The organism is Christiangramia oceanisediminis, assembly GCF_022570735.2.
In the GTDB taxonomy this organism is placed as follows: domain Bacteria; phylum Bacteroidota; class Bacteroidia; order Flavobacteriales; family Flavobacteriaceae; genus Christiangramia; species Christiangramia oceanisediminis.
This window is the reverse complement of the sequence record NZ_JANCNS010000003.1, coordinates 40,217-55,882: the sequence shown is the minus strand read 5'-3', so window position 1 is coordinate 55,882 and position 15,666 is coordinate 40,217. Positions and strand designations below refer to the sequence as shown.

General features: G+C 35.9%; 14 protein-coding genes. 2 read left to right on the top strand and 12 right to left on the bottom strand.

The features are described from left to right. Window positions 1–36 precede the first annotated feature (36 nt). Window positions 37–354, bottom strand: coding sequence for a hypothetical protein (locus tag MKO06_RS13005; RefSeq protein WP_241552496.1), 318 nt, complete (start codon window positions 352–354; stop codon window positions 37–39). A gap of 254 nt (window positions 355–608) precedes the next feature. On the opposite strand from MKO06_RS13005, the gene MKO06_RS13000 reads away from it, so the two are divergent. After that, complete coding sequence (locus MKO06_RS13000; RefSeq protein WP_241552495.1) at window positions 609–1,853, top strand: APC family permease; 1,245 nt, start codon at window positions 609–611, stop codon at window positions 1,851–1,853. Between the two features lie 91 nt (window positions 1,854–1,944). Here the strand turns inward: MKO06_RS13000 and MKO06_RS12995 are convergent, their stop codons facing one another. Together MKO06_RS12995 and MKO06_RS12990 are read right to left on the bottom strand one after the other, a co-directional pair. Further along, the gene (locus MKO06_RS12995; RefSeq protein ID WP_241552494.1) at window positions 1,945–2,412 is read right to left on the bottom strand and encodes a hemerythrin domain-containing protein; all 468 of its coding nucleotides are present in this window, start codon (window positions 2,410–2,412) and stop codon (window positions 1,945–1,947) included. Window positions 2,413–2,521: 109 nt separating this feature from the next. Further along, the gene (locus tag MKO06_RS12990) at window positions 2,522–2,896 is read right to left on the bottom strand and encodes a group III truncated hemoglobin (RefSeq protein WP_241552493.1); all 375 of its coding nucleotides are present in this window, start codon (window positions 2,894–2,896) and stop codon (window positions 2,522–2,524) included. Window positions 2,897–3,155: 259 nt separating this feature from the next. Between MKO06_RS12990 and MKO06_RS12985 the strand changes: the two genes are divergently transcribed. After that, window positions 3,156–4,364 (top strand): sensor histidine kinase, encoded by a 1,209-nt coding sequence (locus MKO06_RS12985; RefSeq protein WP_241552492.1) that lies wholly within the window; start codon window positions 3,156–3,158, stop codon window positions 4,362–4,364. Between the two features lie 13 nt (window positions 4,365–4,377). On the opposite strand, the gene MKO06_RS12980 is transcribed toward MKO06_RS12985, so the two are convergent. The 9 genes from MKO06_RS12980 to MKO06_RS12940 all read right to left on the bottom strand — a co-directional run bounded on the left by MKO06_RS12980 (window position 4,378) and on the right by MKO06_RS12940 (window position 15,649). Beyond that, a complete protein-coding gene (locus tag MKO06_RS12980) occupies window positions 4,378–4,620 on the bottom strand; it encodes a hypothetical protein (protein WP_241552491.1) in 243 nt (80 codons plus the stop codon). 286 nt (window positions 4,621–4,906) lie between these two features. After that, on the bottom strand, window positions 4,907–5,527 hold the full coding sequence (locus MKO06_RS12975) for an alpha/beta hydrolase (RefSeq protein ID WP_241552490.1): 621 nt from the start codon (window positions 5,525–5,527) through the stop codon (window positions 4,907–4,909). Window positions 5,528–5,600: 73 nt separating this feature from the next. Continuing rightward, window positions 5,601–6,539, bottom strand: coding sequence for a ring-cleaving dioxygenase (locus MKO06_RS12970; RefSeq protein ID WP_241552489.1), 939 nt, complete (start codon window positions 6,537–6,539; stop codon window positions 5,601–5,603). Window positions 6,540–6,544: 5 nt separating this feature from the next. Next, a complete protein-coding gene (locus MKO06_RS12965; protein ID WP_241552488.1) occupies window positions 6,545–7,105 on the bottom strand; it encodes a YceI family protein in 561 nt (186 codons plus the stop codon). 189 nt (window positions 7,106–7,294) lie between these two features. Next, complete coding sequence (locus tag MKO06_RS12960; RefSeq protein ID WP_241552487.1) at window positions 7,295–7,879, bottom strand: Crp/Fnr family transcriptional regulator; 585 nt, start codon at window positions 7,877–7,879, stop codon at window positions 7,295–7,297. Between the two features lie 698 nt (window positions 7,880–8,577). After that, a complete protein-coding gene (locus MKO06_RS12955) occupies window positions 8,578–10,635 on the bottom strand; it encodes an ATP-dependent helicase (RefSeq protein WP_241552486.1) in 2,058 nt (685 codons plus the stop codon). Window positions 10,636–10,740: 105 nt separating this feature from the next. After that, a complete protein-coding gene (locus MKO06_RS12950) occupies window positions 10,741–11,952 on the bottom strand; it encodes a phospholipase D-like domain-containing protein (protein ID WP_241552485.1) in 1,212 nt (403 codons plus the stop codon). A gap of 165 nt (window positions 11,953–12,117) precedes the next feature. Further along, window positions 12,118–12,483 (bottom strand): hypothetical protein, encoded by a 366-nt coding sequence (locus MKO06_RS12945; RefSeq protein ID WP_241552484.1) that lies wholly within the window; start codon window positions 12,481–12,483, stop codon window positions 12,118–12,120. A gap of 97 nt (window positions 12,484–12,580) precedes the next feature. After that, window positions 12,581–15,649, bottom strand: a complete 3,069-nt coding sequence (locus MKO06_RS12940) for an Eco57I restriction-modification methylase domain-containing protein (RefSeq protein ID WP_241552483.1) — start codon at window positions 15,647–15,649, stop codon at window positions 12,581–12,583. Window positions 15,650–15,666 lie beyond the last annotated feature (17 nt).

Here is a 15,666-nt window from a genome sequence, read left to right as displayed (position 1 = left end):
ATTATACAATGTACTTCACTAAAGGTGAATTCGATATTATATAATCGATCTCCTGGGAGGTTTAAAATCAGGATTTTGGTAGGCGCTTTTGAACAGATCCTGACAGGAGATAAAAACCTGGGCTGAAAATTCATCAGTAACAAAACCGATTTCCAGATCTTCCTGCAAGGCGAAACCAGAACAGCTTCCGCAGTTAAAAAAAGGAGAACATGGTTCCTCGCTGGTATGATCATCCTCGTTATTGGTAGGAGAGTCTATACAAAGGCTGTTATTACTGATATCCTCCAGGAAGCAGCATGGAAGGATAGACAGCGACAGGACCAGAAATGTTATAAATAAAACCAGGAATTTCATACACGGCAAAAATACATTATTCCTAAAAAACCTGAAAAGATAGCAACGGCCCTCAGGCCCTATGTTTTATAGGCTGATCTTTAGCTGGTTATTTTCGGTATGGACAAGTAAGGCCTCTAATTTTAGATAAGTGGCAAAATTAAGGATCGTTAAGTTAAAAGGGTAGGAGCTTCTTAAATCTTTACTAAGGTTTCGCCGCAGGCTATCCCTTTCAATCATGATTTAGTATTTTTTGGCCCAACCAATCAAAAAATATGGCGAAAGAAAAACTTAAACGCACTTTAGGATTCTGGGATATTCTCATGTTTGGAGTAGGAGGAATCGTAGGTGCGGGGATCTATGCAATAATAGGTAAGGCAGCAGGTCTAAGCGGAAATATGTTATGGCTTAGTTTCGCAATTGCGGCAATAGTCGCATTACTTACGGGGCTATCTTATGCCGAATTTGTTAGCAGGTTTCCCGATGCTGGTGGAAGCTTTGAATACATTAAGCAGGGCATAGGTGAGAAAACAGCACTTTTCCTTTCCATTTTTATGACATTTACGGGTATTGTTGCCCCGGCAGCCATAGCGATTAGTTTTGCAGAATATCTAAGCAGGTTGATAGATTTGCCTAACTGGATAGCTATTATTGGGATCGTTATTCTAATGGCACTTTTCAATATCGTAGGCTCCAAGTATAGTTCTTACTACAATACAGTAGCTACCATTATTACCCTTGCTGGATTAGGCCTGGTGATAGGTTTTTGCGTTCCAGACTGGGGCAGTGTGGCTTTATTCGAACCTGGTGAAAATGGATTAACCGGAATTCTGGCGGGATCAGCCCTTATATTCTTTAGTTATGTTGGTTTTGAAGATCTGGTAAAGATCGCAGAGGAAACCAAAGATCCTAAGAGAGTAATGCCTAAAGGAGTTTTGATAAGCGGTTTGATCGTTCTGGTACTATATGTTTTGATCGCAATTAGCGCGGTGAGCACATTTGAAGCGGGCGAGCTGGCCCAAAAAGACGGACCGCTGGCTGCAGTTATCGAATCCCAATGGAGTGCAGTTGGTGGGACCATTCTGGTTATAGTGGCCCTTTTTGCTACCAGTAAGACCATTTTGAGTAATATACTTGGATCTTCCCGGTTACTTTACGATGTAGCACGTGACAGTGAAATTTCATGGCTGAAAAAATTTACGACCTTAGAGGGAATAGGAGTAAAGACTCCCAATTACGCGATTATTGCCATAGCACTTGTTACCATTGCGTTTGGATTGATTGGGAACTTAAAAATTGTCGCTTCCATCAGTAATATATTCGTGTTTACGGTCTTCGGAATGGTGAATGTGGCGCTTTTGCGGTATCGCGTGAAAAACAGGGGAGAAGAAAGAGATAAAGATCTCTTTAGAATTCCGCTGAACATCAACAATATCCCGGTGCCAACGGTCCTGGCATTACTCACTATTTTGTTGCTTTTCGGTTTCAATATATATAACCTTATACAGGGGAATGCCTGATAACGATGGTTTTGAAATATATTGGCGGAAGAAAAATGGTAAAACTAAAATGTATATCAAAGGGAAATTGAATTGATCGAAATGGGGAGGACTAGATCCAGAATGGATCGTGATATTCGTCACTTTTAGCCATATCGGGAATGTGAAGTTGATCGATTAATTTCAATTGTTCAGGTTGAGCTATTTCTTCAATTTTATGGAATAAAATGCGTTCTTCAAATCGGATGTGGGCTGTTAGTTCTTTTTCCAGGTCTTTTAATGCATTTAGAATATCATCTTCTCTTTGAAAAAGTTCTTTTAACCGTACATGTTCTTGTAAAGCCCGCTCTACAAGACTGTTTTTCTCTCCTAATATTTTAAAAACATGCTTTTCTTCGAGCTCAAAATGCTGCAAAATTTCTTTTTGAAAAAACCAGTCACGGTATGCCTTCATCCTTTCAGCAGATATTCCCATAGCCAGACCTTTTCGGATTTTCCAGGTAAACAATAAGCCGAAATGATGCTGCCGGCTAATGGGCTGCAGTGATGGGTGCCTTTTTATAGGTTTTGGATGTCTCATTTTTTAACATAATGTGCAGTCAAATCAATAAAGCTGAATTTTCAGCTACCACTAATTTATTCAAGCTTTATCTGGGATATCAAGTTTATCTCTTTAAGATACAACTTGTCTATGATACCTGCTGAATTTTAACCTTCATGATTCCTGCAATATTGCTCGCTTTGCGTAATGCATCTTCTGCTTTTTCACCTGTAAAGTTTTCAACTATGGTTTCCTGCCATAAATCCAGCCACCTTTCAAAATGTTTATTCTCCAGTGCTTTCTTGGTGTTTAATGCTAAATGCGCATGCATCGGGTTTCCTTTGTATGCATGGGTATTGAACAGGACCGATTCCCAGAAGTCGTACATCACGGGGATATGGGTATTCCAGTCTAATTTCACAATTTCAGTAAAGTAAATGCCTATCACATTATCTTCCAGCACCTTTTCATAGAACCTGTCGACCAGGGTTTCAATATCCTTTCTGCTGCTAATATCTTTCATGATCAAAATCCTGTTTCAATTAATAGATGGGTTTAACCGGGTGAATATGGCATATTTTAAGAACAAGGCCAGCAACCAAAGATAAAGTTGTTGAAGCATTAGATCAAAGAATATACCTTGCTTTATATATAGGTTCTATTTAGAATTGTTCAAATAAAAAGCCTGAAATTTAAATTCACGTTAAAGTCTGGATACTTGATGTAAAACCATTATTATTTGCCTTTCTTATCAACTGATTTGAATACAATTAAGAGATTACATGATCATTCCCGAAAAGCCAGACAATGAGAGGCTCAGACTCAGAGCAGTAAGACAGCTTGGCCTGTTAGAAGAATTACCCCAGGAAACCTATGACAATATAACCCTGCTGGCCCAAGAAATTTGTGAGACTCCGGTAGCATTGCTCACTATCCTGGATGATGAAAAGCAATGGTTTAAATCAAGGAAAGGTTTTGATCTCACTGAAACCGACCGGGATATTTCTTTTTGCGGGCATGCTATTCTGGAACCCGGGAAGCTCTTTGAAGTAGAAGATGCCTTGAATGATCCAAGGTTTGATAAAAATCCTTTAGTTACTTTTAAAGATATTAATGTGAGATCCTATGCCGGGATACCAATTCTAAATAAACAGGGCCAGGCACTTGGGACTTTATGTGTCTTAAGTAAAAAGCCTAAGAAATTAAATCTGCACCAGCGAAAGTGCCTGATCGCTTTAGGAAAGCAAGTAGAGATTCTTTACGAATTCCATTATAAGAGCGTGGAGTTAGAAGATATGCGAGATGAATTGCAGGAGAACAACAAAGTGCTTCAGGATTTTGCAGGAAATGTTAGTCATGATCTCAAGATGCCGCTCGCAAACATAATTTTAAGCGCAGATATTGTAAGAGCCAAATATTCAAGTGCTTTAGATAAGGCCGGGCTGGGATATCTGGAATACATCAAGAATTCAGGATTGAAATTAAGTGAGTATGTAACAAGCCTGTTGGAATATTATTCGGGTAATGGCGAAAAGGTCAAGGAGATAGAAAAATTCTTTTTAAATGATCTAATTGAGGATATCCTGGATCTGCTGGAAATTGATGCGAACTGTATGATCAATATGCCAGAAGAAAATATGGCGATCAATGGCAACAGAGCTGCAATTGGTCAGGTTTTGATGAATTTGATCAGCAATAGTATCAAGCATAATCCCAAAGAAGAGATTTTGATAGATATTACCTGTGAAGAGCAGGCCGGATACTACTATTTTGGGGTAAGAGATAATGGGGTAGGAATTCCGGAAAAAGACTTAAATAAAATCTTTGATCTTTTTACGGTGATCAAGGTCAAGAATGCAAAATCAAGCGAGGGACATGGAATTGGCCTTTCTACGGTGAAAAAATTAATCACTATAATGAACGGGGATATCAATGTGAAAAGCGACAAGGAAAAAGGAACCTTATTTGAATTTTCGGTCGAAAAGGCTTAAAAAGCAACTAAGCTTATTTACCTTCTAATTCTCTTTTGCAGGCATGAGATTCAAACAGGAAATTAATGCCAGTCATGATTAAGATTAGAGATATAGTTCCAGCTCCAATCCATTGCCATTGTTCCGAACCGCTGTGTTTCAGAAATCCACTCTCTACTAGAGCTGAAAGCCCAAAACCTAATATCGCAGTTCCCAGTCCCCCGAACCACCAGTAGCGTTTTTTTAATTGTTTTTTGGTGTATCTATTTCTTTTCATAATCTAACTTCAGAATTCCTTAAATGTAAACCAAGTTAGGGAAAGTTGGTTAAATGGGATTTTGGAACTTAAGAAATAAAACTCTGTGTTTTTCTATTTAAAACAGAAGTTTTTAGCTCTTGGTTTTAGGGCTTGTCCAAAAACGAGGTGTATTCAGGCACCAGTGTTTTTCAAGATCTTCGAACTGTTTATCACCAAAATCGTAGGTATATTCCCTGGTCGCTTTGTACACTTTCGAATATGCCGGCTTTGTTATACAGTGAATTATCTACCGGGACGCAGGTTCTTATTTTGTAAAAACCAGTTGATTAGCTTTTTCGATCTCATCCTGAGAAATGGTATGCGGCCTGTTGTCATAAATTGCGACGTTTACTTTGGCATTCATGCTTTCCATTATTTTCTGGGTTTCTTTTACCCTTTCAACAGGAACATGAGCATCAGGATTTCCAGATCCTATAAAAACCGGGGTGCCATTGAAGTTTCCATTATAGTTCTCAGAATAAATTTTATCCCCAATTAATCCACCGGTAAAAAGCACCACCCCTCCAAATTTTTCTGCATTTCTTGTTACGAATTCTGCAGTTAGACAGGCGCCTTGTGAGAATCCACCAAAGTAAATATCTTCAGAAGCAATTCCTTCAGCTTTAACCTCTTCAAGAAGTTTATATACTATATCTAAGCCTGAAGAAAGCCATGGTTCATTTTGACTTGGCGGCGCGAGGAAGGAATAAGGATACCAGGTGTTATTGGTTGCCTGAGGTGCAAAAAGTGCGAAATCTGTGGTTTTTAGATCATTGGCCAGGGAAAGGATATTCTGTGCGTTACCTCCACGGCCGTGGAGTAGGATAAGTACTTTGCTTGCTTCTGAAATTTTCTTCCCGCCGGTAATTATGTTTTTGGTATGCATAATTTGATGTTTAAAAGAAAAAATTCGGAGCAAAAAATACCTGAATCTTTACTCCGAACCAATATCTATGAATTTAGTGTTTCAATTTTGGCAGTGCTTTTTCTATCTGCTCTCTTGCGCCCTCATATCTGTCTGGTAACTGAAGGCTGCTTCCCAGTTCTTGAACGGTTTCATCTGTCGCAAATCCGGGATTATCTGTTGCGATCTCAAAGAGCACTCCTCCCGGTTCTCTGAAATAAAGAGAAAAAAAGTAATCACGATCGATTTTCTCAGTAATCTGCAATCCTTTTTTAAGAACTTTCTCTCTGATCGCCATAAGAGTTTCCTCATCTTTAACTCTGAAAGCTACGTGGTGATTTGTTCCACCTGCATTAAGGCCCCTTGGAAGATCAGGCAACTCCAAAAGATCTACTATCGCTGCATTTTTAACGCTATCAGTTTTGTAACGGGTTAGATTACCTTCAGACCGCTCTTTTTTGTACCCAAAAACCTCGGTCAATATCTCTGCAGTTGCTCCAATATTATTCAGACTTAGAGTAACTCCGTGAAAGCCTTTCAGGGCCGCATTTGTCTTTACTTCTGCAGTTTCATAGCCCTTTCGGTCGTCAGCATGTTCAGCTTCAATAAGGCTCAGCTTTAAGCCATCAGGATCCTGAAAAGGCAGTTTTCTCTCTCCAAATTGCTCGGTAATTTGGTAATGCCTTACATTCTTTTCCTCAAAACGATCTTTCCAGAACTCAAGGCTGCCTTTTGGTACCGAATATCCTATTTCGGTAGCCATCCCGGCACCGTCTTTTCCCTGCCTAACATTTGGCCATGGGAAAAAAGTAAGTATACTTCCGGGGGATCCCACTTCATCACCAAAGTAAAAATGATAGGTTTGAGGATCGTCAAAGTTCACTGTTTTCTTTACCATTCTTAACCCAAGGGTTTTGGTATAAAAGTCATAATTTCTCTGTGGATCACCCGCGATTGCCGTAATATGATGTAATCCTAATATTTTGTTTTCCATAATTTCTAGGCTTGTTTTACGAACTGAAGTTCTCCATTTAGGCGGACTTCATCACTTACCATGACTCCGCCGGTTTCCAGTGCTGCATTCCATGTTAAACCAAATTCTTTCCGGTTTATCTTACCGCTTATTGAAAATCCGGCTTTCTCCTGGCCATAAGGATCTTTCATCATTCCGCCGTGTTCAACATCTAAAGTTACTTCTTTTGAATTTCCTTTAATAGTCAGTAGTCCTGTTAATTTATAGTTGTCCTCATCCAGTTTTTCAAGTGCTGTCCCTTCAAATTTTAATTCTTTATTGTTTTCCACATCGAAGAAATCGGTACTTCTAAGGTGAGTGTCACGATCTTTATTATTGGTATAGATCGAATTTGCATCAATTGTGGCTGTAACATTGGCTTTGTCAAAATCCTTTCCTTGAGAAACGATTTTAGCATCAAATTCTTGAAATTCCCCTTTAACATTGCTGATCATAAGGTGTTTTACCTTAAAAGTAAGTTCACTGTGCGAAGGATCTAATTTCCAAACCGTGTTATTTGTTTCCATACTATTATCTTTCTTATTCATTAATATTCTGCAAAGATTGGTCTTGAGCTCCGCTATTTCGTTCACCTATGTTAATTTATTAAGTGAATCAGGTATTACCTAAAAATGATTCAGTAATATCAAGAGTTTAAACCATTTTCCTGCTTTACAAAGATCAGTTTATCATTGTTTAAAATGATTAACCTATGTTAACTTCGGAAACATGAAAATTCACTTTTGAAAAATATTCTTACGAATTCGGCTCAGGGATTGAGGTCTTATTCCCAGGTAAGAGGCTATTAGGTATTGAGGAATACGCTGGATAAAATGAGGATACTTTTCTGAAAATTCCCGGTATCGTAATTCGGCTTCTTCGCTGATTGTTTTAGCAATTCGTTGGTGTAATGAAGCCAGGGCATTTTGCATCAGGATACGAAAAAATTTGTCAAAAAGCGGGTGCGAACAGCAAAGCTTATCATAATCCTTGCGATTAATTAGAAGGGCTGTAGTTGGTTCCAGGGTTTCAATAGTGGCCACCGCGGGCTTCCCCGTAAAATAACTTGCAGCATCGGTAATCCAGTATTCTTCGATCGCCAGCTGAATGACGTTTTTCTCACCTTTATCATTGACATAAAAAGAATATGCCGATCCTTCGAGTATAAAATACTGGTATTTACAATCAACACCTGCCTCGGCCAGGAGTTCCTTTTTATCAAATGATTTTTGAAAGGAATATTTGACGAGAAGATCAATTAGTTCGTTGGGAATGCTGCTTCCAAGAGTACGTTGAAGATTTTTTTGTAAAATTTCCACCATCTTCATTTAAGGTTTCCTAAATATAGAAATAGTTTTTTGGTTCACCGATTATTATCCACTGGAGAGGCTTCTAATTCTTAGAGAATTGAAATAGGTTTTTCAAGGCTGCCATCAGGGGGAAGTCTGGAGTCAAAGGCCAGCCGGATTGGTCGGGTTGATCATTTATTTTTTTATAAAATAATCATTTTCGAATTTGATCAATTTTACCGTTTCGGTTTGAAAAAAAATATAATGGTGATTTTTAAGGGAATTAATAAAGCCCCGCATCTGCCGTTCCTAACCTTGCCAATAATTCCTGTGCGTTATTGAGATGAAAAGTAAACACCAGGTTCTTAAAATATAGCCTCGTGATAAGAGTTTTGCTTTGGATCTATCTTTGATCGCATATTTTCCCTGGGCCTAATTAGCTCTTGTGGAGGTGGTCTGGATGTGTAAAAGAGCTGTACTAACAGCCATTTAATATGAAATGATATCAAATGATATCAAATAAAATCTTCTGTTTATTTGCCAATACAGAAGTTTTCAATTCCCATTATTACTGGCGTTAGCCAAAAACGAGGTGTAATCTAGGTACAAACCCATTATCAACAGTTCAAAATAAATGAGAATTTACTGAAAAATTTTTAGTCATTGTTTGTTTTAAATAATGATAATGTAAATTCAAATTACCTAGTAATTTTTAAACCAGTATTACACTATTAACTAAAGTCCATTCCAGAGGATAAATCAATTTTATTAGGTTCTTCTATATCTTTAGCAGCTTGTTCAAACCTTTCCTTGGTAGATTGCTCTACCATTTCTTCCGGTAAACCATGCAGAAAATAAGTTTCGGGTTGTAGAGGTTTTATTTCACCATTATTTTGGACACTTGAAGAACTCTGCGCATGTAATGAATGAATATTCCTAGTAATAAATAATTGGTTTTTTGCTCTAGTCATTGCAACATATAATACTCTTCTCTCTTCCTCAACTTCATCAATATTTCCAAGTGTCCAGGATGATGGAAATGCCTTTGGAGATACATTCAGAACAAAGCAAACGTCAGATTCAAGACCTTTTGCTGAATGAATTGTAGAAATTATTACATGATCTTTATCCTCTGACCTATTTATAAATGAATCAGCAAGAACTGGAGAGTTATTGATGTCAGTTGCATTATCTAAAGTACACTCGGTAATAAACTCTCCTAAAGTGGAATAGTTTTTAGCAAGTATACCTAATACAGGAAAATCTCCCTTTCTTTTATTTTCCCAGTCTTTTCTGTATTTAAAAGCTAATCTTTCCTCCATTAAGTGAAAGGAACCATCTACCGCCTCTTTAAGGTTATCTCTATTTTTAGCAATAGTTTCTATCACATCGGCTATAATTTTCCCATCGTTTTCCAGAATGATGGATTTTAGCCAATCAATACAATCCTCGATTGATTTCTGAAATAAAAGTTCACCAGTATACCTAGCTGCTTTAATTTCCCCTATACCTTCCCAGATACTTAAATATCGCATCCAGGCTATCTCATCATCCTTGTTGTTTACGACTCTTAGGGCAGAAACCATATCTTTTATATGGGCTGATTCCATAAACTTCCTTCCTCCATATGTAACATACGGGATCTTGTTTTTGATAAAAGTTGCTTGTAATGACCTGGTATAATACTGTGATCGGGAAAGAATCAAATGGTCTTTATATGTCTTATTGTTTTTTGTGAAGTTTTCAATTATAGTTTCAGAAATGAAATCGGCTTCCTCCCATTCATTTTCTACATTTATAATCTCAGGAACACTGCCATCCCCACGAACAGAGATTAATTCTTTACCGTATTCTATCGGTGATTGCTCTAAAAGCCAATTGGAAATATCCAGAATCTCTTGAGTAGATCTATAATTTTGATCCAGTTTATAAACTTCTGAATTCTCTACCCGTTCTTTAAAGGAATGTACATTCTTGAAATCTGCCCCTCTGAAAGAATATATTGATTGTGCATCATCACCTACACAGTACAAATGACATATTTTCTGAAAAGGGTTTAATAGATCCCACTGTAAAGGGTTGGTGTCTTGCATTTCATCCACCAGTATATGTTCGTATTGAGAACTAACCACTCGTCTTGCTTCCGGATCTTTATTTAATCTTATGGCGACAACCAAAAGCATATCATCATAATCTAAATATTTTCTTTCCTTTTTCTTCTGTTCATACCCTCTTAAAAGAACTTCAATTTTAGGTTTGATCAGTTTAATTTTTTCTACGGTGTCTTCATCATTTAGATTATTGAAAAGTTTCAACCTTATCGTATCTGAAAGACTTTTTTTAGTATTCCTGGCAAAGGAGTACAAATCAATTAAACCCTCGGCTTTAATCCGTAAATCTTCATACTGTACATAGTTATTACCACATACCAATTTCATGATGCTTACCTGATCATCTTGATCAATAACTGTGAATGATTTAGTTCCAAATAAGTTGGGAAATTTGGTCAACAATTGATTACACCAGGAATGGAAAGTAGAACCGTTTAGGTTTTTCGCCTGACTATTATCTAGATTAGCCTTGACCCGGTTTATGATTTCACTTGCAGCTCTTTTGGTAAAAGTGAGTATTTGGATTTTTCCAGGATCCACCCCTTGAGAAATCAAATAAGCAGCCCTTGAAATAATAGTTTTAGTTTTTCCCGTGCCTGCCCCAGCTAATACTAATAAATGTTTTCCCTCAAATGTAACCGCCTTTTGCTGGTTAGAATTCAATTCAGATAGATCCATTTTATTGTTTTATAGTATTGGAGGTTCAAACTACAAAAAACGGAGAGTAGGGAATCAGTTTATTGATAGCAGCCAATAATTTACATAAAAATAATTATCTAAGCATTATGTTGTAAGACTAAAAAGCTCGATTATTTCCTCAGGCCATAATATAAATTTACCATATCTACCCTCTTTTTGCATAGCTCCATATTTATTACCTTTTTTAGTAGCATACCAATCATTTCCTTCCTTTTCCATAAGTTTATTTTCCATCAAAATTGAATTGATTTCTCTGCTGCTTAAAGATGTGATTTCTGATAACTCTTTAGTTGATCGATAAACTGAATTGGAATAGTCTAAAATAGTTCTGGTAGTATCTTCAATTCCTGTATTACTTTCTTCGAGAATGATATAATCGTTAAACCAATTTTTATTCAAGCTAACGGCTACTATTTCACCTTTTTGTGGTAATTCCTGTTTAGTGTCATACCACCTGGTTAGGTTTTCGCTTAAAGTCTTCATTTGAATTTGATCGTAACTAAATTGATCATTTTGATATTGTGTATCTAATATCTCACCTATTGTAAAATTATGGGAATACTCCATAATACTTATTATCTGACTAGATAACTGATCGGCCTTTTTGCGGTTTCTTAAAATATTTACAAGGCTAGATTCTGAAATATTAGAACTGGTAATAATGTTCAATATATCGTTATCCGATAAAATAGTTTCGGATTTCTGTCTAAATTGATGTGATAAATCTTTTCTAAACTCTTCTAAAAGAAATTTCTGAACCTGCTGAACATAGGTTAATTCAATATTATTTTTCTCTTGATTTTTAATTGGATCAATATCGTTTTTGTCAATTGGTATTTCCTTTTCTTCCAATTCATTTAATTTCTTTTTATCCCCATTGATTTTAAGATCATAAATATCTTCCATCATCATCTCATAGGCTTCTTTATCCTTATCTCTTTCAATTAAAAATCCCATCTCGATATTCGAAGTTTGACTATAGTCGTATAAATTCATAGAAGAAATAATTGCCTTATTTTCATTTATATAGCATTTGGCATGAAGATTTTTTTTCTGATATACTTTAAGCTCCTCAATCTCTTCCATCCACTTAAGTTCCTGCTCCTTAAGCTTCGTATTTCCATAGATGATGGTAATTTCCGAAATTGAGCCTACTTTACTTTTAGTTTTTAATCTTTCCTGAATTTGATTATTTACCTGCAGTGAATAGGTTACTAAAATTATTTTTTCCTTCGCTTCCTTTAATAATTGCATTAACTCACTTGAAATCTGTGAAGTATCTAAATATTTAGCCATTTATTTTATAATTCTTTAATTGAAATGATTTATTCATCTTACCAACAGTCTCATTTATGTGCTGCTAAAGTTCCACCTTTATTATCACTTTTTATAAAAGCTACATCCGGTAAAAGGGTTGTTTTCTTGATCATTTCTTTTACCGGATCGAGGCCTTCTAGTATGCTATCCTAAGGTAAATCCTCTTGAAAGTAAATAGTTTATAAGCTCGTTATTATTTATACGCTTATCATACATCTCATATCCCGGTCTAGTATTTGAAGTTGCTAGAGCATCTAAAAATTCAGGGATATTATCTTCATCTTCAGTAAAATAAATTCGTAATTCTATTCCCCATTTATTCGCATTTGGCGCTAAAACGAAATAGGGTTTTGAATTCGTGTCAACAGGTAATGGTTGATTTCCAGTAAATTCAGCATAATCTCTTTCAAATCTGTTGCGTGATGTATGAGCTACTTCCGCTTCAATATAGGTTTGAATATTTGGCTGGGTGAAATAGTTATATGCTTGATTAAGTTCTTCGGTTGTCATAAATTTTTATTTTTAATTAAATTATTGATTTAAATATTTATCCTAATTATTGCTTTTTAATTATTTGAAAGTTAAACACTCTTTATTTTAGTTATAATTAGGGCATCTGGTCTTTAATAATCTGTATTTCTTTTTCATTCAAACCATAAACCTTAAAAATTAAATTATCAATTGAATACTGAATTTCAGTAATTTCTTTTTTCAGTTTTAAAATTTCCATCGATTTTTTGTTGAAAACACCAAACCAATCCAATTCTTGTTCTTTAGATAATTTTTCTCGATTGTTTTTTCGAAGTATAGAATTTATTTTATTAATAAATTTTTTAAAATCATTGATCGAATTTCCAATTATTCCTTTATGGGATTGTAAATCAATAGATAACCTTATAAAATCATCAAAAACTTCTTCTAACTCGAAAATTTCTTTAAATCTCTTTTTCAGCTCAATTCCTAAACTATTAATTTCTTTTCCCTCTTGAATTGTAAAAACGGGTAGTGGGATTCTTGATGTCACAGCATTATCAAAGTGCATAGTTCGTATAGCTTTACCATAAATGAATCGGAAGGCATACCAGTTTACTAGAGGTGAGTTTAGTAAATTTTCTATTTGAATGTTGCTGTATTTATTGCTGTTAATTGTTAATTGATTAATTGTATCTAGAATTGCGTACCGGTTTAAATTCGTATCTACTGTGCAAGCTGTTATTTTAATATGCTCAATTGGATTGTTAATATGAGAAACAATATTTTGGACTAATACTGAGTTTCTATTCAGAAGATTTTTAGAATCATTATTAATTTTATTTTTAGGTGCCATACCTTTATATCCTTTAATCCCTTCTCTTTGTATATTAGCTCCCCCCAGAACGAAAAAATCTCCTGTAGGGCCAATATTTCTTTGGATAGAACCTCCTCTTTGATTGATGGCAACGTCATTCAGAAAAATATTATTGGAATGTATTTTCTGGCCTATTTCTAATTCTTTTTCCGATATACCATTTAGTATTAAATCATATTTTTTAAAGGTTTGTTTATCGATTATACCCAAGCTAGTTATGTCAGTATTATTTCTTATAGCTGAATTATATACGGGTGAAATTTTAGATTTTGTGAAACTTATAATTATTTGTTCTAGCTTAACATTGTTCCAAACTTTACCGCAATCAACTATCTCAGATATTTCGGCAATTAAAAATTCTCTAATGCTTCTGTAATTCGAAGAAAACGAGAACGATTTAGGTATAATAAAACCTAGTTGGCCATGAATATTTAATAATTCATGAGATAATTTTAGAAAAGATATTACAGTTTCAGAACCACCCTGAATATACCTTTCATTCAAATACTGCTGGGAAGGCTTTTCTAATTTTGCTCCGTAGGGAGGATTTCCAATAATCACATCAAAACCACCATTTTTAAAAACTTCCGGAAATTCTTTATCCCATTTAAAAGCTTTATCCCCGGCTATTTTTTTATTATCGATTAATGAGTTTCCGCATTTAATATGGCTGCTAAGGTCATTGAGTTTTCTATGTGGCTTAGCTGTACGCAACCATAGACTTAGCCGTGCGATTTCCACGCTCTCTTCGTTGATATCCACCCCGTAAATATTGTTTTCCAAGATGGTATTCTCGATCCCAGGGAACCGAAAACTTTCATCAAGCAACTTACCGCGCATTTCATCGATATATCGGTGTTCCTTAATTAAAAAGTCCAACGCCTGGTTTAAAAAAGCTCCGGAGCCACAAGCGGGGTCACATATAGTAAGTTTTAAAAGCCATTCCCGGTAATTTTCAAGAATTTTTAAAAGTTGTTCTAAGGTAGCTTTATGGCGTTTTTTTCTTCCTTTAAAGTATTCTTCTTCCCGGAAGCCCAGTTCGATCTTCTTTTCCTCGCAAAGCTTACCAACCGTATTCTCCACAATATATTTGGTAATATATTTAGGCGTATAAAAGACTCCATCTTTTTTTCGCTTGCTTTTCTGCTTATCGAAGTCGGCACCCTCGATCTCGGCATTTACGCTCTCGATCTCGTTCAATGAATTTTCAAAGATATGCCCCAGAATATTTACGTCTACCTGGCTTTCGAAATCGTAGGTAGCAAGCTTCTTAGTATGCTTTAGCAATAGATCATTATCTATCTTCAGCATATCCAAAATGGTATCCGGTTTAAAGAGTCCGCCATTATAAGCGAAGATCTCGGCCTGGTCACCTTTAGCCTCACGACCAGTGTTCAGGTAATTGAAGTAAATCTTATATCTTTCGTATAGGGATTGCTCTACATCCATTTCCTGTAACATTTCCCAGTTCTGAATGATTTTATGGATAGAATTGGGAGGAAGGAGGCCACGGTCTTCGGCAAAGAAGACAAAAAGGAAGCGATCTATAAGCTTCTGTGATTTTTTAAAAAGGTTGAGCTTTACATTCTTTTCTAAGCCATTCACCTCTTTTTGGAATTCTTCATCTTCTAGGGATTCAGAAGCAAGTTCAGAATGACGAATAGATTTTAATTCTTTGGCATTTTTCTTTACAAGGTCCCGGTATAACTCTCTCTTGAAAACCGAATAATCCTTGTAGAACTCTTTAGTAATTGCCTCTTCTTCTACCAGGGATGCTTCCTTGATCTTGAGAGGTAAGCCATTCAGGATATGATCATGATGCATGCAAAGCCAAAGTAAACCGAAGTCATTACGGTTAAGTTCAAAAAGATCGAATTCCAGGAATTCGGTTGCATCGTTTATATAGAATCGAAGCTTCTCAAAATTAGATGTTATAACATAAACGCAATTCTTTTGATTGGCCTTATAATCAAATGCCTGTTGCCTGATTCCTTCCAGGTGCTTGGTATTAGTTCCCTTTAATTCAATTACCCCAATGGCATTTCCCTGTTTCAGAATCGCTCCATCAGCCTTACGGTTGTTGGATTCGTTCTTGAATTCAGTGGTTAGATTATAATTTGGATTAGGATTTAGCTTATATCCGAGTATATTGACAAACAGCTCACTTAGGAAGGTCGCCTGGAATTGTTCTTCCTTGGACTTCCTGATGTTTTCCTGGATCTCGGGATGCTGAAAATAAGAGGTGAATTTTTTATACGATTTATCGATGGTCTTCTCATCCTGAAGCTTAAGGTATTTCTTTAAAACAGAAACCTGGAATAAGGCCATAAATTAAGTTGGTTAGC